Origin of the sequence: Promicromonospora sp. NPDC060271 (assembly GCF_042726755.1) — a bacterium.
GTDB lineage: Bacteria > Actinomycetota > Actinomycetes > Actinomycetales > Cellulomonadaceae > Promicromonospora.
Window position 1 is genome coordinate 1 of sequence record NZ_JBHXBG010000068.1, and the last position, 19,229, is coordinate 19,229.

Here is a 19,229-nt window from a genome sequence, read left to right on the forward strand (position 1 = left end):
GGTGTCCGACGCTGGACACCGGCCGTTCGCCTCGTCACAGCCGCGTCGCCAGCAGGCGCCCGTCCTCGTTCCGGAGCTCGCCACCGGTGCTCGCGACCGCGCTGCCGCTGCGGACGTTCACGTCCATGCAGGCGTAGAACGCCATGGCGGTGTCGTAGACGTTCCACCGGGCGAGGATCGTGTGGTTGCCGCTCGGCAGGCCGGACAGCGTGTGCGTGACGGTGGGCGCCGGGGTGGCGCCGCCGTCGTTCACCGTCTTGAAGAGCCGCCCGTCCACGAAGTACTCCCAGCTCGCCGTGCGGTGGAAGGCCGTCAGCGTCCACTGGAACGTGTGGGTGCTGCCGATGCTCGTGCGCGGCCAGGCGAGCGAGCCGTTGTCGAGGGTGGTGAAGCGGCTGCCGCCCGAGCAGAGCATCGAACCCTTCGGGGCCTCGACGCTCTGCGGTTCCCACTCGACGCCGTTGCAGGACCAGCTCACGGTGCGCTTGGCGCAGTGGTCCTGCCGGCTGGGCGGGGACACCACCCAGCCATGGGCCTCGGCGCTGGGTGTCATGAACCGCGGTGCGGCGACCAGCGCGGTCAGGGTCAGGGCCAGGACGGCGAGGGCGCCGAGCAGGACTCTGGCGACGGGCGTGTGCAGTGCGGTGACTCTCATGGGGCTCACCTCTGTGTGTGAAGTTGGAAAGTTCCTGAAGTGCTCCTGTGTGCTGGTGCGGGACTCTTCGACGCTAGAAAGCCCACGAGGTCGGGGACAAGTAGGGCTACTACGTACGCGGGACCGCGGTGCCGCCGGACCGACGAGCCGACGGCGTTAATCGAAGCGTTTCGCCTGATCGACGGGCTTTCCGGCGGAGATCCGCCCTTGACACGGGGACTCGCCGACGCTTCCATGTGTCGAAGCGCTTCAACAGCGGCGAGACCCGGGGTGCACGACGAAGCGCACCTCGATGAAGACCGAACTGGTCAGCAGACCCAAGGAGAGCCCCATGCAACGACGCACTTTCCTCGCGTCGATCGGCGCTGCCGCGATCGCGGTCGGCCTCACACCCACGTCGGCCCAGGGCCAGGGCCAGGCATCCGCACCCCGTGCCGACGCCTACACCTGGAAGAACGCCGTCATCAACGGCGGTGGCTACGTGCCAGGCATCATCTTCAACGAGACCGAGCGGAACCTGATCTACGCCCGCACCGACATAGGCGGCTGCTACCGCTGGCAGCAGCGCTCCCAGACCTGGAAGCCGCTGCTCGACTGGGTCGGGCGCGACAAGTGGGGCTACAGCGGCGTGGTCTCCATGGCCACCGACCCGGTCGACACCAACCGTGTCTACGCCGCCGTCGGCACGTACACCATCGACTGGGACCCCAACAACGGCGCGATCCTCTACTCCGACGACAAGGGCGAGACCTGGGGCATCGCGGAGCTCCCGTTCAAGCAGGGCGGCAACATGCCCGGCCGCGGCATGGGCGAGCGCCTGGTCGTCAACCCCGCCGACAACGCCGAGCTCTACCTCGGTACCCCCTCGGGGAACGGCCTGTGGCGCTCGAGGGACTACGGCCGCACGTGGGCCGAGGTCGAGAGCTTCCCCAACGCGGGCAACTTCGTGGTCGACCCGAACAACCCGTACAGCGCCGACAACCAGGGCGTGATCTGGATCGACTTCGACCAGGCAGGCAACGTCTATGTGGGTGTGGCCGACCCGGACGACCCGCTGTACGTCTCCAAGGACGGCGGCGCGACCTGGCAGGCCGTCCCCGGCGCGGTCGAGGCGCTCGGGTCCGCCGGCGGCAACCGCACCATCCCCGGCCAGTCCGCGGTGGACCACACGAACGGGTACCTGTACGTCGTCACCAGCTACGACCCCGGCCCGTACAACGGCGCGCCTGCCTCGGGCAACGGCGGCAAGATCATGCGCCTCGCCACGCAGACGGGCGAGTGGACCGACATCACCCCCGGCTACAACCCGCGCGGCGTGATCCCGGGCTTCGGCGGCATCACCGTCGACCGGCAGAACCCCGGTACCCTCATGGCGGCCACCCGCAACAACTGGTACCCCGACGAGATCCTGTTCCGCTCCACCGACTCCGGCCAGACGTGGTCGATCAGCTGGGACTACGCCGAGGGCCAGGACCGCCACGACCGGTTCGACATGGACAACACCGGCAGCCCGTGGCTGTCCTGGAACGGCGAGGACCAGCTGCCCCAGTACGCGGTCAAGCACGGGTGGATGATCGACGCCCTCGCCATCGACCCGCACGACTCGGACCGCATCATGTGGGGCACCGGCGCGACCATCTGGGGCACCGAGGAGCTGACCCGGTGGGACGCGCAGGGCGAGCTCATCGGCCAGAACGAGGCCGGCCAGCGCGTCGCGCTGCCGGTCGAGAAGTTCACCGTCGCGGTCCGGGCCGCAGGCGTGGAGGAGTGCGCGGTCCTCGACCTCGCCGCGCTCGGCGGGACCCTCGTCTCGGCCGTCGGCGACGTCGGCGGCTTCGTCCACACCGACCTCGGCCGGGCCGAGCCGATGATCGACACCGACTGGTCCACGGGCACCAGCGTCGACTTCGCCCAGTACAAGCGCGACATCATCGTCGGCACCGGCAACGTGCACGGCAACGAGAAGGGCCACGTCGGCGTCTCCACCGACCGCGGCAAGACCTGGAAGAACACCGCGCGCGTCGAGGGCGTCCCGGGCGACGGCCACGGCGGCACCGTCGCGATCAACGCCAACGGGTCCAGGATCTTCTGGACTCCCGGGAACTCCGAGGTCACTCCCGTGTACAGCACCGACCTGGGCGAGACCTGGATCCCGGTGGCGGGACTGCCGGCGGGGGCGAAGATCCGGTCCGACCGCGTCGACTCGTCCGTCCTGTACGCGTTCTCGGGCGGCACGTTCTACCGCAGCACCGACGGCGGCGCGACGTTCACCGACACGGGGGCGACGGGCCTGCCGAGCGCGGGCGTCGACGACTTCCGCGCCGTCCCCCGCCACAAGAAGCACCTCTGGCTGGCCGGGCGCGGCGACGACAAGACAGGCGTCCCTGGCGGTATGTGGCGCTCCAAGGACGGCGGCACCACCTGGAAGCGCCTCGCCAAGTTCGAGACCGCGGAATCGGTCGGCTTCGGCAAGGCGGCCAAGAACGCCGCCTACCCGGCGATCTACACCTCAGCGCTGATCGCAGGCAAGGCCGCCATCTACCGCTCGATCGACGGCGGCAGCCGCTGGACCCGGCTCAACGACGACGACCACCAGTGGGCGTACTCGGGCTCCGCCATCACCGGCGACCCGCTCGTCTACGGCCGCGTCTACCTCACGACCAACGGCCGCGGCATCATCTACGGCGACCTCGCGAGCTGAGCTCCCGAGGTCCCCGAGCACCGAACCGGGGTGCCTGGACGCGTCCAGGCACCCCGGAGCACGTTCCATGGTCCCCTACGAGGAAGTAGCAGCCCATGTCCTTGGTCATTCGCCTGCGCCGCGGTGCGGCGGCGGTCCTCGCGATCGCGCTCGCGTCCGTGCTGATGGTCTTCGTGGCTCCCCAGGCGGCACACGCCGCCGAGCTCACGCGGGTCACGAACTTCGGGAACAACCCCGGCAACCTCGAGATGTACGTGTACGTGCCCGACGACGTCGCGCCGAACCCGGCGATCGTGGTCGCCAGCCACTACTGCACCGGCTCGGCGCAGGCGATGTACGACGGCACCCAGTTCGACGAGCTGGCCGGCCAGCGCGGCTACATCGTCATCTACCCGTCGGTGACCCGCGCGAGCAAGTGCTTCGACGTCGCCTCGCAAGCATCGCTCAGCGGCACGGGCGGTGACTCGGTGAGCATCAAGTCGATGGTCGACCACGCGCTGGCCACCTACGGCGCCGACCCGAACCGGATCTTCGCCACCGGCATCTCCTCGGGTTCGATGATGACCAACGTCCTGCTGGGGGTCTATCCCGAGGTGTTCAAGGCCGGCTCGTCCTACGCGGGTGTGCCGTTCACGTGCTTCGCGACCACGAACGGCTCGGAGTGGAACAGCGAGTGCGCGACCGGGCAGATCAACCGCACCCCGCAGCAGTGGGGCGACGCCGTCCGGAACGCCAACCCCGGCTACAACGGTCCCTGGCCGCGGATGCAGATCTTCCACGGCACCGAGGACGAGGCGCTCTTCTACCCGAACTTCCAGGAGCAGATCGACCAGTGGACCAACGTCAACGGCACCGACCAGACGCCGGAGCTCACCGACCAGCCGCAGTCGGGCTGGACCCGCACCCGCTACGGCTCCACCGGCGGCCAGGCCCCGGTCGAGGCGGTCAGCATGCAGGGCGTCGACCACGGCCTGCCGCACCAGCCGCTGGAGACGCTGCGCTTCTTCGGGCTGACGGGCTCCGCGAGCGGCGGCCAGATCGTCGGCGCGGCGTCGAACCGCTGCGTGGACGTCCCCGGCTCGTCGAGCACGAACGGGACGCAGGTGCAGCTCTGGGACTGTCACACCGGGTCCAACCAGGCGTTCACCCGCACCTCCGCCGGTGAGCTGAGGGTCAACGGCAAGTGCCTCGAGGCCGCGGGCTGGGGGACGGCCAACGGCACCAGGGCGGCGATCTGGGACTGCACGGGCGGCGCGAACCAGCGCTGGAACGTGAACGCGAACGGCACCGTCACCAACGTTCACAACGGGCTCTGCCTGGATGCCAGCGGCCGTGGCACCGCGAACGGCACCCAGATCATCCTCTGGGCCTGCAGCGGGGGCACCAACCAGTCGTGGAGGCTGACCTGACCCTTGGCGAGACCTGAGAAGAAGGACCCTCGACGCGGGGGTCCTTCTTCTCGTTCACGTCGCGAGCAGCGTGGCGCACACGTCAAGGAGGCGGGTCCGCAGGACCGCCGAGCGTTCGGCGAACGAGCGCTGCCGCCGTACGTACTCCGACTTGCCGTGTGGCGTCTCGATCTCGACCGCGGCGACCCCGTACTCCGACACGTCGTACGGCGACGCCGCCATGTCGGTCCAGCGGATGTCGCGGGCCAGCTCGAACGCGTCGAGCAGCAGGTCGCCGGGCACGGCGGGGCCAAGCTTGAGGCACCACTTGTACAGGTCCATGTTGGCGTGCAGGCAGCCGGGCTGCTCCATGCCGACCTGCGTGGCGCGGGTCGGCTGGAGCTGGTTGCGGCCCGACGCCTGCGGCGTGAAGAACCGGAACGCGTCGAAATGCGAGCAGCGCACGGGGTTCGCCTCGACGACCGCGTCCGTCCCCGCGTGCCCGAGCCGCAGCGGCAGCGGGTGCCGCTGGTCGCGGCCCGCCTCCCGGTCGCGGTAGACCATCGCCCACTCGTGCAGCCCGAAGCAGCCGAACGTTCCCGGGCGGGACACCGTCGCGGACAGCAGCTCGCGCACGTACCGGACGGTGTCGCCGCGGTCGGCGAGGAAGGCGTCGAGGTCGAGCGTGACGATCTGGGGCGCCTCGCGACCAGCCGTCGCGACGTCGCGCGGGGCGGCCGTGTGCCACCGCCACGTCCTGCGGTCCTCAGGGTCGGGAGCGGCGTCGCCGGCGTCCGGGTCGAGGGCACCCGTGCCGCCGTCGGGCAGCAGGAGCGCGACCCCCGCACCCGGGTGCCAGCGGCGCAGGTGCGTGATGCGGGTGGGGTAGTACGTGAAGAGGAAGTCCTCGATGGCGTGCTTGCGTCCCGCGTCACGGGCCGCGCGCCAGGCGGCGGTGAGGGCGTCCGCGCGCTCGGCGTGCGCGTCGGCGAGCGGCAGCCACTGCTCCGGGAGCAGCACCCGGGCGGTCCGTACCCCGGCGTCGCGCACGACAGGCCCGTGCCCGACGACGTCGGGCGCACTGGGCGCGATCGGCTCGCCGAGGACTGTGCTCACCGGTCCAGGGTAAACACACCGCCGAGGTCAGATGTGCGTGTGGCGTCGATGCTTCGCCGCCCGTGCTGCGTTCCTAACCGTATACAGATACCCTCAAGGTGTAAGCAGTTAGGAGTCCAGTCATGGTGTTCTCGTCAGCTGTGCTGACGCTTGACGACGCGCGTGCTGCCGGGCTGCGCAAGGACCAGGTGTATCGCATGGTTGAGAGCGGTCAGCTGGAGCGGGTTGCCAGGGGCGTCTTCATCCGTCCTGAGCGGATCGATCCGACGCTGGTTCCTCTCGCAGCCGCTACGGCGCTCCGATCTCGAGCGACGATGTGTCTGACCAGTGCACTGGTCCACCATGGGCTGAGCGATGCGATCCCGTTCGGTCCGGACATCGCCTTGCCGCGAGGAACTCGCCGCCCAGCAGCATTCGGTCACGTGACCTGGCACAGCTTCGATCCTGCGACATTCGAGGTCGGGCGCATCAGGCTGGATGAAACAGACGACCTGGGGCTGTGGGTCTACTCCGCCGAGCGCACCATTGTCGACAGCTTCCGTCTGGCCCATCACGAAGGCCTTGATGTTGCCCATACAGCGCTGCGCCGCTGGGTACGTCAGCGAGGCAACTCACCTGCCGCTCTTCTCCTGACGGCTGCCGCTTTTCCGCAGTCCCTGCCTCGTATTCGACAAGCCCTGGAGATTCTGCTGTGACTCAACCGAACCGCGGCACACCGGCGGGTCGCGCCTACAACGACCTGCGAAACCTGGCCCGCCGCGACGGCCGTGACGTTGCGGAATACCTGACGCTCTACGCCCTCGAAGGCTTCCTGGCCCGCCTGGCCGCGTCGAAGCACGTCGAAGACTTCGTTCTCAAGGGTGGTGTGCTGATGGCAGCCTTCGCCGCGCGCCGTCCCACGCGAGACGTCGATCTCGCCGCGTCTGGCGTCCCGAACGACGTCGACGATGTCGCCGAGCGTGTCCGCCAGATCGTCGCTGTCGATCTCGACGACGGGTTGGAATTCGACCTGGCGTCGATCTTCGGCGAGGAGATCCGCGACGACGCCGACTACACGGGTGTGCGTGCCAAGGTCACAGCACTGCTCGCGACAGCGCGCATCGCATTGCACGTGGACGTGAATTTCGGGGATCCGATCTGGCCGGCACCTGCCCGCACCGAAGTGCCCCGCCTGCTCGGAGGCGTCGTGGAACTGATGGGGTACCCGGACCACATGGTTCTCGCCGAAAAGATCGTCACCGCCGTCGAACGGGGCACTGCGAACACCCGCTGGCGAGACTTCGTCGACATCGCCGCGCTCTCGCGGACGCGGCACATTCGCCTGTTCGACCTGGCTCCTGCGATCGAACAGGTGGCCGCTTACCGCGGCGTCGTACTGCAGCCTTTGAACATCGTCCTTGACGGTATGGCCGACATCGCCCAGACCCGATGGGCCCGGTGGCGGCGCAAGCAACGCCTCGAAGACAGCACACCAGAACAGTTCCAGGAGCTGCTGGACGAGATTGTCACCTTCACGGGCCCAGCCCTCGATGGCGGTTCCGAGCGCGGCACGTGGGATCCCGAAGCACGCTCATGGCGGGCGGCACGGGCGGCTTCGACTTCCACGTAGGGGTCCGGTGCGCCCGCTCCGGTCGCCGTCGTAGGGTGCCGACATGTCCGATCTTCCTCTGCGCCGCCTCGGGCGCTCCGGCCTGTCCGTCCCCGTCATCGGCCTGGGGTGCAACAACCTCGGCCGCACCGGCACCGTCACCGAGACCGCGGAGGGTGCGACGGCCCTGATCGACGCCGCGATCGAGGCGGGCGTGACCTTCTTCGACACCGCCGACGTGTACGGCGCCCGCCGCGGCCTGTCCGAGGAGCTGCTCGGCGCCGCGCTGAAGGGCCGCCGCGACGACGTCCTCGTCGCCACGAAGTTCGGCCTCGACATGCAGGGCGCGAACGGGAACGACTTCGGCGCTCGCGGCTCGCGCCGGTACATCGTGCGCGCCGCGGAGGCATCGCTGCGCCGGCTCGGCACCGACTGGATCGACCTCTACCAGCTCCACACGCCCGACCCGGCGACCCCGATCGACGAGACGCTGGCCGCGCTCGACGACCTGGTCAGCTCCGGCAAGGTGCGCTACGTGGGCCACTCGAACCTCAAGGGCTGGCAGGTGGCCGACGCCGAGCACGTGGCGCGGTCGCTCGGCGGCACCCGGTTCATCTCCGCGCAGAACGAGTACTCGCTGCTGTCCCGCGGCGCCGAGCGCGAGGTGCTGCCGGCGGCGGGGGCGTTCGGCGTCGGCGTGCTGCCGTACTTCCCGCTGGCGAACGGTCTGCTCACGGGTAAGTACTCGGGCGGGGCCCGGCCGGACGGCTCGCGCCTCGTGGTCGCGAAGCCCCACCTGCTGCAGACCGCGCCGTGGGAGGCGCTGGACCGGTTCGGCGAGTTCTGCCGCGAGCGGGGTGTCGCCGAGATCGACGTCGCGTTCTCGTGGCTGCTGTCCCGGCCGGAGGTGACGTCGGTGATCGCCGGGGCCACGCGTCCGGAGCAGGTGCGCCGCAACGCCGAGGCGTGGTCGTGGACGCCGACGGCGGAGGACCTCGCGGAGCTGGACGCCATCTTCCCGGCCTGACGACCTGTCAGACCCGAGCGGAACTGTCAGACGTACAGGTCACTCCGCTGACCTGTACGTCTGACACGTGCCGCCGCGTCTGACAACGCCCGCCGGTGGGTAGCGTGGGGCGCATGAGTCCTTTTCGGCAGGTCAATGTGTTCTCCCCGGCGCTGACCGGCGGCAACCCCGTCGCCGTCGTGCACGACGCCGACGGGCTCACCGACGACCAGATGGCCGCCTTCGCCCGGTGGACCAACCTGTCGGAGACCACGTTCCTGCTCGATCCCTCCGAGGCGGGGCGCGACGGCGGCGCCGACTACCGCGTCCGGATCTGGACCCCGGGCGGCGAGCTGCCGTTCGCCGGGCACCCGACGCTCGGCACCGCACACGCGTGGCTGGAGGCCGGGGGTGAGCCCGGCGGGCAGGGCGTGGTCCAGGAGTGTGGCGTGGGCCTCGTGCGCCTGCGGCGCACCGCCGTCGGCGACGGGCAGCGCCTGGCCTTCGCGGCGCCGCCCCTGATCCGCTCGGGTGACGTCGACGACGCCGACCTCGCGCAGATCGCGCGGTCGCTGCGGATCGACGTGTCCGACGTCGTCCGCTCGGCCTGGGTCGACAACGGACCCGGCTGGGTGGCGGTCCAGCTCCGCGACGCGGCCGCCGTGCTCGCGCTGGAGCCCGACTACGCGGTGATGGGGGACCTGAAGCTCGGTGTGGTCGGCGAGCTCGGCGTGGGCGTCGTCGGCGGGTACCCGGCAGGCGAGCCCGCCGTCGAGGTGCGCGCCTTCGTGCCGTCGATCGGCGGGGAGGACCCCGTGACCGGCAGCCTCAACGCAGGCCTCGGCCAGTGGCTCGCCGGGGACGTGCTGCCGTCGTCCTACGTCGCGTCGCAGGGGACGGCCCTGAGCCGCGAGGGCCGGGTCCACGTCGAGAAGCTGCCCGACGGCGAGGTGTGGGTCGGCGGCGACACCGTCACGACGATCGTCGGTCAGGTGGCGTTCTGACCGCGGGCTGACGTCGGGTCGGACGGAGCGTCGGACGCGGCGTCCGGTGTGCGGGCCGGCGTCGGGAACGCCTTCCGCGCGACCCCCGTGAACACGCGCTCCAGCGGGCCGCGCCCGAACAGCGCCCGCCACAGCGTCGCGGTGGCCAGGGCGATCAGCACCATCACGCCGAGCGGCCCGTTGTCCGGGTAGACGAGCAGGTCCACGCCGGCGCGGCTCCACCACCAGATGACCGCGATCTGCGCCGAGTAGACCGTCAGGGCCATGGCGCCGACGGCGGCCAGCGGTGCGGTCACGGCGAGCGCCACCCCTCGCGCGACCTGCCGTACCCGACCGCCGTCGGCGTCCGTGCCACCGCGCGCCCCGACGAGCAGGCACAGGCCGAGCACGCCGAGGGCGAACCCTCCGGAGCCCAGGGCCTCGAACATCGTGTCGTCGTGCGGCCCCTCCACGTACAGGCCGGCCAGGGGCGGCCAGGGGTCCGACAGGGTGAGCGGGGTCGTGACCTGGTACTCGGACGAGGCCCGCATGATCTGCTGCTCGATGGCCTCGACACCCCCGGCGCCGGCCACCAGGACGGACGAGACGAGCGAGCTGACGGCGGCGAGCCCGAACCCGCCGGCGACCAGGCCCAGGCGCAGCGCGGGCGACCGCAGGTCGCAGCGCCCCACCGCGAGGCCGGCGAACACGTACGCCATCCAGACGACCGCGGGGTAGTGGCCGGTGAGGAGGAAGTCGGTGGCGGCGCCCGAACCGTCGTGCGGCGCACGCAGGCCCGCCCGCACGAGGGCCTCCGGCCCGTAGTACGCGAGGAACGGTCCGACCACCGCGACGATCACCGCCATCGTGGCCAGCCGGGCCGGCGGCAGGCGCAGGAACGGCAGCGCCAGCACGAAGTAGGCGGCATAGAACCCGAGGATGAGCAGCACCCGCCCGTCGAGCAGGTCGAGCACCGCGACCAGCGCCATGAGCAGCACGGCCCGGACCAGGATGCGGGCCCGCGCCGTGCGCATCAGCTCGCCCGTGAACGGCCTGGCGCCGCCCGTGAACAGCGCGAGCGACAGCCCGGCCACGGTGGCGAACAGGATCGACGAGCGGCCGTGCGCCAGGCTCAGCCAGCCCTCCAGCGTGCCGAGGTCGTCGGAGGTGACGCCCACGTGCGCCGTGAACATGCCGAGCACGGCGATCCCGCGGGCGATGTCGGCCCCCGGCACCCGGCCGGGACCACCGAGCAGGTTGCGGCTCATCCGGTCGAAGGCGCCCCGGAGCGGTCCGCGGGGCACCGCGGACCGCGCGGCGGAGGGCTGGTCAGGCGTCGGCATGCGGGCATCCTTGCGTGACGCCGACGCTGACGCGCGCGGGCCACGCCGTCGGGCCGAACACCGCCCGAAAGCCGAGCGGTCGCGGGCTGCGCCGTCCGAGGGATGAGAACACAGATGTGCGCCACCGCCCGGCGCACATACAGTGCGGCCATGACCGGCAGCGCCAACGAGCACGACATCGCTCGCAGCGACACCTCCCGCAGCGACACGTCCCGACACCGGACCCAGCCCGCGGGAACCGACCCCATCGACGCGGTCGACGCCCCCTCCAGCCTGTCGCGGCTGGCGGGCGGCCAGGACAGCCCCGTCGCCGGGACGGACCTGACCAAGGAGTCCGAGTCCTACACGCACGGGCATCACGAGTCCGTGCTGCGCTCACACCGGCGCCGGACGGCGGCCAACTCCGCCGCGTTCCTGCTCCCGCACCTGCTCTCCGACATGACGCTGCTCGACGTCGGCTGCGGCCCCGGCACCGTCACGGTCGACCTGGCCGAGCGGCTGACGCAGGGCAGCGTCGTCGGCGTCGACGCCTCCGACGACGTGCTCGAGTCCGCCCGCGGCCTCGCCGACGCGCACGGCACCAAGAACATCACCTTCGAGCACGCCAACGCGTACGAGCTGCCGTTCGAGGACGACTCGTTCGACGTCGTCTTCGCCCACCAGCTCCTGCAGCACCTGTCCGACCCCGTTGCCGCGCTGCGCGAGATGAAGCGCGTCGCCAAGCCCGGCGGGTTCGTCGCCGTGCGCGACGCCGACTACGAGGCCATGACCTGGTTCCCGGAGTCCCCTGAGCTCACCGAGTGGAACATGCTCTACCACGAGGTCACCCACACCTACGGCTTCGAGCCGGACGCCGGACGCCGCCTCGCCTCCTGGGTACGCGACGCCGGGTTCGACCCCGCCACGATCGAACCCGGCGCGAGCGTCTGGTGCTACGCCACCCCCGACGACCGCACCTGGTGGGGCGGCCTCTGGGCCGAGCGCTGCACCCAGTCGAACTTCGCGGTGCAGGCCAAGGACTCGGCGCTCGCGGACGACGTGGCACTGGAACAGCTCGCCCAGGGCTGGCGGGAGTGGGCCGCGGCCCCGGACGGCTGGTTCGCGGTGCTCAACGGCGAGGTGCTGGCGCGCGCCTGACGGTCGTGTCCTGGGTCGTCGCGTCCCGGGTCGTCGTGTTCCGGAGCCGGACGAGCCGCGCGGTGAGCCCACTGCCAGCCGCCAGGAAGATCGCCAGGCCGAGCAGCACCACCGCCGGGTACAGCCAGAGCACCACCCGGTAGGCCGCCACGGGTTCGGTCAGGCCCATGAGCTGGGCGCCGAGCCACGGCAGCGCGGCACCGAGCACGGTGAACACCGCGAGCGGGACCAGGCGCAGCACGCGCCGGTGCGGTGCATCGGCGGCGCGGCGGACGGCCCACGTCCTCGACCGCACCACCACGACGACCCCGGCCAGCAGCACGAGCGCCGCGATCCCGAGGACGACGGCGTTGAACGGGTCGAACGGGTTGGACGTCGACCGCGGCGTACCGCCGTCCACCGCCACTATCGCGTTGTGCGTGAGTGCCATGGGTTCGCCGGCGGCGTTGCTGAGCACCACGGCGCCCGTCCCCGTGACCGGGGAGAACTCGATCCCGGAGGCGAAGGTCGCGAGCGTGCCGCCGTGCCCGATCAGCGGCCCCGGCTGGTGCTCCGCGGTCTCGTCCTGCGTCGTGGTCCGGTGCCAGCCGTAGCCGTACTCCGCCGCGTCGGCCGGCACGTCGTGGAAGGCGGCGAAGGTGTCGGCGTCCAGCAGGCGCTCGCCCGACGGCGACGTGCCGTCCCCCACCTGGAACCGCAGCCAGGACGCCATGTCCCGCGCGGTGGAGACGATGCCGCCGTTCCCGGCGCAGGCCTGGGGCAGCTCCGGCACCGCCACCAGCAGCGGGCCGAGCCCCGAGAACCCACGGGCGAGGCCAGGTACGGACGCGTCGCACAGCTCGGTCGCCGTGCTGGAGCCCATGCCGAGCGGCGCGAAGACCCGCTGCTCCAGGTACTCGCCGAAGCCGACGCCCGAGGTGTGCTCGACGAGCCGGGCCAGCACCGTGTAGCCCGCGTTGCTGTACGAGGTGGTGGTGCCAGGGGAGGCGGACAGCTCCTCGTCCGCGAGGCGTGCGACGGTCTCCGCGGGCGCGGAGGCCGGGTCGGACGAGTACTCCAGGGCCGTCACGGCCAGGCCGGAGCGGTGCTCGAGGAGGTCCTCCACCGTGATCTGCCGGTACCGGTCGTCGGCCATCCGCAGCTCCGGGAGCACCTCGGCGACCGGGTCGTCGAGGTCGAACCGCCCGGCGTCGGCCTGCTGCAGCACGGCCAGCGCGGTGAACGCCTTGCTCATCGACCCGATCCGCATCGGGGTGTCCTCGCCCACCGGGTCGCCGTCGCCGGTCACGCCGTGCACCCGCACGCGCACGTCACCGTCGGCGAGCGTCACCAGGGCGACACCCGGCGCGCGGTGGACCCGTACGTACTCGGCCAGGTAACCGTCGACCTCGGCCGCTATGTCGCTCGTCACGGCGGCGTTCGTCACGGCGGCGTTCGTCACGGCGGCGTTCGTGACGGCGGCGTTCGTGACGGCGGTGTGCGCGGCGGGTGCCGCGGCCGCCACCGGCGCCGTCGCAACGAGCGCCGTCATCGCCGCCACCGCCACGGCCGTCCGCAGCACTGTGTGCTGCCGCGCCCCGGCCCGATAGTTCCGCATGCTCGCTCCTCGTCAGGGCCCGGCGCCTGGACCGGCCGGACCGTCCGTCCGACACGCTATGGACCGGCCAGGGCCTGCGGCATCGGGGATGACCTGGGTCGGAGCCCTTGATCTACCCCGAGCGGACCCGGAGCGGACCCCGAGCGCCCGGGCCGGCGGGGCAGGCTTACTCTGGCCTACGTGCGTATAGCCAGATTCACCAACGGAGACGACCCCCGCTTCGCCCTCGTGCAGCAGGAGGGTGACAAGACCTTTCTCGCCGTCCTGGGTGGCGACCCCTTGTACATGCCGGCGATGCCGACCGGCGAGCGCGTCGAGCTGGGCGACGGCGTCCGGCTGCTCGCCCCGGTGATCCCGCGCTCCAAGGTGGTGGCGGTGGGCAAGAACTACGTCGACCACGCCAAGGAGATGGGCGGCGACGTCCCGTCCAGCCCGCTGCTGTTCTTCAAGCCGAACACGTCGGTGGTCGGCCCGGACGACCCGATCGTGCTGCCGGACTTCACGCAGGAGGTCTCCTACGAGGCCGAGCTCGCCGTCGTCATCTCCAAGGTGTGCAAGGACGTCACACCGGAGAGGGCGTCGTCGTACATCCTCGGCTACACGGTCGCGAACGACGTCACCGCGCGGGACGCCCAGCGCACCGACGGGCAGTGGGCACGCGCCAAGGGGTTCGACACCTCGTGCCCGCTCGGCCCCTGGATCGACACCGACCTGAACCCGGAGGACGTCGGCGTGCGCTCGCGCGTCAACGGCGAGCCGCGCCAGGACGGCCGCACCCGGGACATGGTGTTCGACGTGCCGTTCCTCGTTTCGTACATCTCCGAGGCCATGACCCTGCTGCCCGGCGACGTCATCCTGACCGGGACGCCAGCGGGCGTCGGCAAGATCGACCACGGTGACCGCGTCGAGGTCGAGGTCGAGGGGCTGGGCGTGCTGTCCAACCCGGTGCTGCGGCGCTGAGGTGACCTCGGACCACCACGCGTCGCTGCACGACGACGCGTCCCGGGTGCTGCGCGCGTGGACCGGGCCGACGCCGGAGCAGGAGCGGCTCAGGGCACGGTACGCGCGGCACCTGGAGGCGCACGATCCCTCGACGGGTGCGGTGTCGGGCGTCTTCCGCGAGTGCGTGCCCGACCACCTCACGGCGTCCACGCTCGTGCTCTCGCACGACGGCGCGCGCGTGCTGCTGAACCTGCACGGCAAGGCGAAGCGGTGGTTCCAGTTCGGCGGGCACCTGGAGGCCGCCGACCGCACGCTGGCCGGCGCCGCCGAGCGGGAGGCGCGTGAGGAGTCGGGGCTGGCGGGGCTCGTGCTCGACCCGGTGCCGGTGCACCTGGACGAGCACGTGGTGCCGTTCTGCCGGCCCGGCACCGGGGACGCCGCACGTCCGGTACACCACCTGGACGTGCGGTTCGTCGCCGTGGCCGCGCCGGGTGCGGAGCCCGTCGTCTCGGACGAGTCGCTGGACGTGCGCTGGTGGGACGTCGACGCGTTGCCGGACCCCGAGCTGGCCGAGCTGGTGTTCCTGTCGCGGGCGCGGTGGGGTGAAGCCTCGGAACGAGGCGGCGGAGACCGTGGCTCTTCGGGCGTGCTTCCGTCACCATGAGCCATGGCGATCATGCGGCGGTTCCTCGTGCTGTCCCCGATGGCGGTCGCCGTCGGCGCTGTGGTGTTCCTGGCTGTCCACGTCCTCGCGGGCAGCGGTCAGCTCGGCCTGCTGGAGATCGGCCTCGGCCTCGTGGTCGCGCTCCTGGCGACCGTGGCGGTCCTGCTGGTGATCCTCGTCGCGATCGGTCTGCTCCGCCTCGTGCGGGTCCGGAGCGCGTCGGCCGCCCTCGGCCTGGCGTTCGGCCTGGCCGTCGTCGTCCTGGGGATCAGCTACGCGGGCATCGCCGCGTCCATGCAGCCCGGCGACCCGGGGTTCACCATGAGCGCGCTCCTGACGGCCGCCGGCGTGCAGGTCCCCACGTGGCTGACGTTCGCCGTCGGGCTCCTGATCGGCGGCCGGCGCGGCCGGGTCGCCCAGGACCGGGTCGCTCGGGGTCGTGCCGCACGGGACGGCGATGTCAGCCCCACCGCCTAGGCTAGGGCCCGTGACCTCAGCAACCGACACCTCGACCGACCCGGCGGTGAACACGCCCGTCCGCGTCCGCTTCGCACCCTCCCCGACCGGCATGTTCCACGTGGGCAGCGCCCGCTCCGCGCTGTTCAACTGGGCAGTGGCGAAGCAGCAGGGCGGCACGTTCGTGCTGCGCATCGAGGACACGGACGCCTCGCGGAACCAGCCCGAGTGGGTGGACGGCATCCTGTCGGCCATGGAGGCCCTGGGCATCCGCAAGGCGGACCCGGCGTTCGAGGGGCCGTACTTCCAGTCCGAGAACGCCGGCATCCAGAAGGACGCCGCCCAGCGCCTCTTCGCCGAGGGCAAGGCGTACTACTGCGACTGCACCCGTGACGCCGTCCTCGCGCGCACCGGCAACCAGCAGACCGGCTACGACGGTTTCTGCCGCGACCGCGGCCTGGAGTACGCGGAGGGCCGCGCGCTGCGCTTCCGTACGCCCGATGACGGCGAGACGCGGGTCGTCGACCTGATCCGCGGCAACCCCACGTTCCCGAACAAGACCCTCGAGGACTTCGTCATCGCGCGGGGCAACGGCTCGCCGGTGTTCCTGCTGGCCAACGTCGTGGACGACATCGACGAGAACATCACCCTCGTCATGCGGGCCGAGGAGCACCTGCCGAACACCCCGAAGCAGCAACTGCTGTGGGAGGCGCTGGGTCACACCCCGCCGCAGTGGGCGCACATGCCGGTGATCGTCAACGAGAAGCGGCAGAAGCTCTCCAAGCGCCGCGACAAGGTGGCACTGGAGGACTACCTCGCCGAGGGCATCCTGCTCGACGCGATGGTCAACTACCTGATGCTGCTCGGCTGGGCGCCGGGCAACGACGAGGAGATCCTCCCGTTCGACGAGCTGGTGCGCCGGTTCCGCGTCGAGGACATCAACTCCTCGTCGGCGTTCTTCGACATCAAGAAGCTCACCGCGTTCAACGGCGAGTACATCCGCGCCCTGAGCGTGCCGGAGTTCACCGAGGCCTGCGGCCCCTGGCTGCACGCCCCCCGCGCCCCGTGGAGCGAGGAGCAGTTCGACGCAGAAGTGTTCGACGCCGTCGCCCCGCTCGCCCACTCCCGGGTGGCCCTGCTGTCCGAGATCACGAACAACGTCGACTTCCTGTTCCTCGACGAGCCGGTCATCGACGAGGACTCCTGGAGCAAGGCGATGAAGGCAGGCGCCGCCGAGCTGCTCGCCGACGTCCGCACCGCGTTCGTGGACGTGGCCTGGGAGGCCGAGGCGCTCAAGGACACCGTCACGACGGTGGGGGAGGCGCACGGCATGAAGCTGGGCAAGGCGCAGGCCCCGGTCCGCGTAGCGGTGACGGGCCGCCGGATCGGCCTGCCGTTGTTCGAGTCGCTCGAGGTGCTCGGCCGCGACCGGACGCTCGCCCGGATCGACGCGGCACAGGCCCGTCTGGCCGAGCTCGCGGCCCTGACGCCGGCAGAGGTGACCGCCGCCGCGGAGTGAGGCCGCGGAGTGAGGTTGCGGGGTGAGCGCGTGCGGGCCGGACGAGTTCTGTACGGTGGCGGGCGTGACCGACGCCATGCCGCCCGCCACCGTACAGAGCTCGCCAGCGCCGACCCCGCCAGCGCCGACCCCGCCAGGAACGACCTCGCCAGGAACGGCCTCGCCAGGAACGGCCCCTGCCGAACCGGCGCCGACCGCCTCGACGGGTACGGCTCTCGCGCCGCGCGAGTACCCGCAGGCCCTGCGCGGGCCGAGGCACCGGTGGTGGCGCCCCCTGCTCGGGCTGACCGCGGTCGTCGCCTGCACGGTCGTGCTGGCCGGGGGGATGCTGCTGTACGCCCTCGCCCTCGTCGTCTCCGGGGCGCTGGGCGTGCAGCTGCCCGACCCGTCCGGTCTCACCGACGCCTGGTTCGTCTCGCCGGTCGGCCTGCTCGTGACCAACCTCGGCCTCGCGCTCGGTATCCCGGTCGCCCTCGTCGCGACCTGGGCGCAGGCCCGCCGCGGTGGACTCGTGTCGTCCGTCCTCGGCCGGGTGCGCTGGCGCCTGCTGCTCGGCGCGCTCGGCGTCTCGCTGCTGCTCCTGGTGCCGCTCACGTTCGCGGGCGACCTCCTCCTGACGCAGCTCGAACTTCCCGCCGACGGCGGTGGCACCGGCACCGGCGCGGGCGCCGAGGATCCCTGGTGGCCGCTCACCCCTGCGTCCGGCTGGCTCGCGCTGGCCGTCGTCGTCCTGCTCACCACACCGCTGCAGGCAGCCGGCGAGGAGTACTTCTTCCGCGGCTGGCTCACCCAGTGGACAGGCAGCATGCTGCGGTGGCGGTGGCTCGCGATCGTCCTGCCCGCCGTGCTGACGGCGTTCCTCTTCGCCCTGGCGCACGGTGCGCAGAGCCCCTGGCTGTTCGCCGACCGGCTGGTGTTCGGCCTGGTCGCCAGCCTGCTCGTCTGGCGGACGGGCGGCCTCGAGTGCGCCGTCGCGCTGCACGTGGCGAACAACCTCCTGGCGTTCGGCCTCGCCATCGCCTACGACGGCCTCGAGGACTCGCTCCTGATCACCGAGATCGCACCGGCCCAGGGAGCTGTCAGCATCACCGGGACGGTCATCACCACCGCGGTGCTGCTGTGGTGGGCACGACGCCGCAGGCCCGCCCTGGTCGTTCCAGAACCCGCCGAACGAGGGACACGATGACGACGAACGACACGGCGCCCGACGACACGACGGTCGACGGCACGGCGCCCGACGACACGACGGTCGACGGCATCCTGTTCGACGTCGACGACACCCTCGTCGACACCAAGGGAGCCTTCGCGGCGGCGCTCGCGGCCGTGCGGGCCGAGTACCTGCCGCACGTCCCGCCCGAGCGGGAGCCCGAGATCCTGGCGCACTGGCGCACCGACCCCGGCGGCTACTACGGCCGCTACACGCGCGGCGAGACGGACCACGTGACGCAGCGTCGGCTCCGGGCCGCGCTGCTGCACGAGACGTACGGCGGCGCGCCCGTCACGGAGACCTCCTTCGCCGCCTGGGACGCGCTGTTCTGGGGCACCTTCGAGAAGTCGTGGACGGCGCACGCGGACGCGAGGGCCGCCGTAGACGCGGTGGTCGCGGCGGGGATCCGGGTGGGCGTGGTGACGAACGCCGCCACCAGGCTGCAGGAGCACAAGCTGCGGGCGGCGGGTCTCGCGGACCTGCCCGTGCTGGTCGGGGTCGACACCCTCGGCTTCGGCAAGCCCGACCCCCGCGTCTTCCTCGAGGGTGCCCGGTTGCTGGGTACGGACCCGGCCCGGACGGCGTACGTGGGCGACGAGCCCACGGTGGACGCGCTGGCGGCCCACCAGGCGCGCCTGACGGGCGTCTGGCTGGACCGGGCGGGACACAGGCGGGGTCCGGGCTACGGAGGCTCTCCCGCGCCCGACGGCGGGTTCCGTGACGTGCAGGACCCGGACGCCCTGCGCGCGGCGGGTGTGCTGGTCATCGAGACGCTGGCGGAGCTACCGGCCGCCCTCGGCTACGGCGCCGGACGGCGTCGGACAGCCCCGTAAACGCCCTGAGCGAGACCCGGATCGGTACGCGTGACCGACAGCACGCCCTTTCCGTTTTGACCACCGTCCGAGGTCAGGTAGTGTTCTCCAGCGG

Annotated in this window: 17 protein-coding genes; 13 read left to right on the forward strand and 4 right to left on the reverse strand. The window is 71.6% G+C overall.

The genetic code is table 11. The features are described 5' to 3' along the window. Nucleotides 1–34: 34 nt before the first annotated feature. A complete protein-coding gene (locus ACFWE2_RS12460) occupies nt 35–655 on the reverse strand; it encodes a lytic polysaccharide monooxygenase auxiliary activity family 9 protein (protein WP_377224545.1) in 621 nt (206 codons plus the stop codon). 331 nt (nt 656–986) lie between these two features. Here ACFWE2_RS12460 and ACFWE2_RS12465 point away from each other — a divergent pair, with 331 nt between their 5' ends. Together ACFWE2_RS12465 and ACFWE2_RS12470 are read left to right on the forward strand one after the other, a co-directional pair. Further along, nucleotides 987–3,356 carry a WD40/YVTN/BNR-like repeat-containing protein gene (locus tag ACFWE2_RS12465; RefSeq protein WP_377224546.1) on the forward strand — a complete coding sequence of 790 codons (2,370 nt, stop codon included), beginning with the start codon at nt 987–989 and terminating at the stop codon, nt 3,354–3,356. Nucleotides 3,357–3,451: 95 nt separating this feature from the next. Further along, nucleotides 3,452–4,765, forward strand: coding sequence for a PHB depolymerase family esterase (locus ACFWE2_RS12470; RefSeq protein ID WP_377224547.1), 1,314 nt, complete (start codon nt 3,452–3,454; stop codon nt 4,763–4,765). Between the two features lie 54 nt (nt 4,766–4,819). Here ACFWE2_RS12470 and ACFWE2_RS12475 read toward each other — a convergent pair whose 3' ends face one another. After that, the gene (locus ACFWE2_RS12475) at nt 4,820–5,860 is read right to left on the reverse strand and encodes a 3-methyladenine DNA glycosylase (RefSeq protein ID WP_377224548.1); all 1,041 of its coding nucleotides are present in this window, start codon (nt 5,858–5,860) and stop codon (nt 4,820–4,822) included. A gap of 122 nt (nt 5,861–5,982) precedes the next feature. Here ACFWE2_RS12475 and ACFWE2_RS12480 point away from each other — a divergent pair, with 122 nt between their 5' ends. The 4 genes from ACFWE2_RS12480 to ACFWE2_RS12495 all read left to right on the forward strand — a co-directional run bounded on the left by ACFWE2_RS12480 (nt 5,983) and on the right by ACFWE2_RS12495 (nt 9,458). After that, the gene (locus tag ACFWE2_RS12480; RefSeq protein WP_377224549.1) at nt 5,983–6,555 is read left to right on the forward strand and encodes a type IV toxin-antitoxin system AbiEi family antitoxin domain-containing protein; all 573 of its coding nucleotides are present in this window, start codon (nt 5,983–5,985) and stop codon (nt 6,553–6,555) included. Then, a complete protein-coding gene (locus ACFWE2_RS12485) occupies nt 6,552–7,469 on the forward strand; it encodes a nucleotidyl transferase AbiEii/AbiGii toxin family protein (protein ID WP_377224550.1) in 918 nt (305 codons plus the stop codon). The genes ACFWE2_RS12480 and ACFWE2_RS12485 overlap by 4 nt, the downstream gene beginning before the upstream one ends. Nucleotides 7,470–7,512: 43 nt before the next feature. Continuing rightward, complete coding sequence (locus ACFWE2_RS12490; RefSeq protein ID WP_377224551.1) at nt 7,513–8,475, forward strand: aldo/keto reductase; 963 nt, start codon at nt 7,513–7,515, stop codon at nt 8,473–8,475. 113 nt (nt 8,476–8,588) lie between these two features. Then, complete coding sequence (locus ACFWE2_RS12495) at nt 8,589–9,458, forward strand: PhzF family phenazine biosynthesis protein (protein WP_377224552.1); 870 nt, start codon at nt 8,589–8,591, stop codon at nt 9,456–9,458. Here the strand turns inward: ACFWE2_RS12495 and ACFWE2_RS12500 are convergent. Beyond that, the gene (locus ACFWE2_RS12500) at nt 9,443–10,780 is read right to left on the reverse strand and encodes a heparan-alpha-glucosaminide N-acetyltransferase domain-containing protein (protein WP_377224553.1); all 1,338 of its coding nucleotides are present in this window, start codon (nt 10,778–10,780) and stop codon (nt 9,443–9,445) included. The two genes, ACFWE2_RS12495 and ACFWE2_RS12500, sit on opposite strands and share 16 nt — an antisense overlap. Nucleotides 10,781–10,930: 150 nt before the next feature. Between ACFWE2_RS12500 and ACFWE2_RS12505 the strand changes: the two genes are divergently transcribed. Further along, nucleotides 10,931–11,917, forward strand: coding sequence for a class I SAM-dependent methyltransferase (locus ACFWE2_RS12505; RefSeq protein ID WP_377224554.1), 987 nt, complete (start codon nt 10,931–10,933; stop codon nt 11,915–11,917). On the opposite strand, the gene ACFWE2_RS12510 is transcribed toward ACFWE2_RS12505, so the two are convergent. Next, nucleotides 11,889–13,514, reverse strand: coding sequence for a serine hydrolase domain-containing protein (locus tag ACFWE2_RS12510; RefSeq protein ID WP_377224555.1), 1,626 nt, complete (start codon nt 13,512–13,514; stop codon nt 11,889–11,891). The genes ACFWE2_RS12505 and ACFWE2_RS12510 overlap by 29 nt on opposite strands. A gap of 180 nt (nt 13,515–13,694) precedes the next feature. On the opposite strand from ACFWE2_RS12510, the gene ACFWE2_RS12515 reads away from it, so the two are divergent. The 6 genes from ACFWE2_RS12515 (at nt 13,695) to ACFWE2_RS12540 (ending at nt 19,135) form a co-directional block, all read left to right on the forward strand. Further along, entirely contained in the window at nt 13,695–14,474 is a 780-nt protein-coding gene (locus ACFWE2_RS12515; protein WP_377224556.1) for a fumarylacetoacetate hydrolase family protein, read from the forward strand. A 1-nt stretch (nt 14,475) separates the two neighbouring features. Continuing rightward, entirely contained in the window at nt 14,476–15,120 is a 645-nt protein-coding gene (locus ACFWE2_RS12520; RefSeq protein ID WP_377224557.1) for an NUDIX hydrolase, read from the forward strand. A 3-nt stretch (nt 15,121–15,123) separates the two neighbouring features. Further along, complete coding sequence (locus ACFWE2_RS12525) at nt 15,124–15,597, forward strand: hypothetical protein (protein WP_377224558.1); 474 nt, start codon at nt 15,124–15,126, stop codon at nt 15,595–15,597. Between the two features lie 10 nt (nt 15,598–15,607). Further along, nucleotides 15,608–17,095: a glutamate--tRNA ligase gene (gltX, locus tag ACFWE2_RS12530; RefSeq protein ID WP_377224559.1), complete on the forward strand. Its 1,488-nt coding sequence runs from the start codon at nt 15,608–15,610 to the stop codon at nt 17,093–17,095. Between the two features lie 64 nt (nt 17,096–17,159). Then, nucleotides 17,160–18,281 (forward strand): CPBP family intramembrane glutamic endopeptidase, encoded by a 1,122-nt coding sequence (locus tag ACFWE2_RS12535; protein WP_377224560.1) that lies wholly within the window; start codon nt 17,160–17,162, stop codon nt 18,279–18,281. Next, nucleotides 18,278–19,135 carry an HAD family hydrolase gene (locus ACFWE2_RS12540; protein WP_377224561.1) on the forward strand — a complete coding sequence of 286 codons (858 nt, stop codon included), beginning with the start codon at nt 18,278–18,280 and terminating at the stop codon, nt 19,133–19,135. The genes ACFWE2_RS12535 and ACFWE2_RS12540 overlap by 4 nt, the downstream gene beginning before the upstream one ends. Nucleotides 19,136–19,229: the final 94 nt, after the last annotated feature.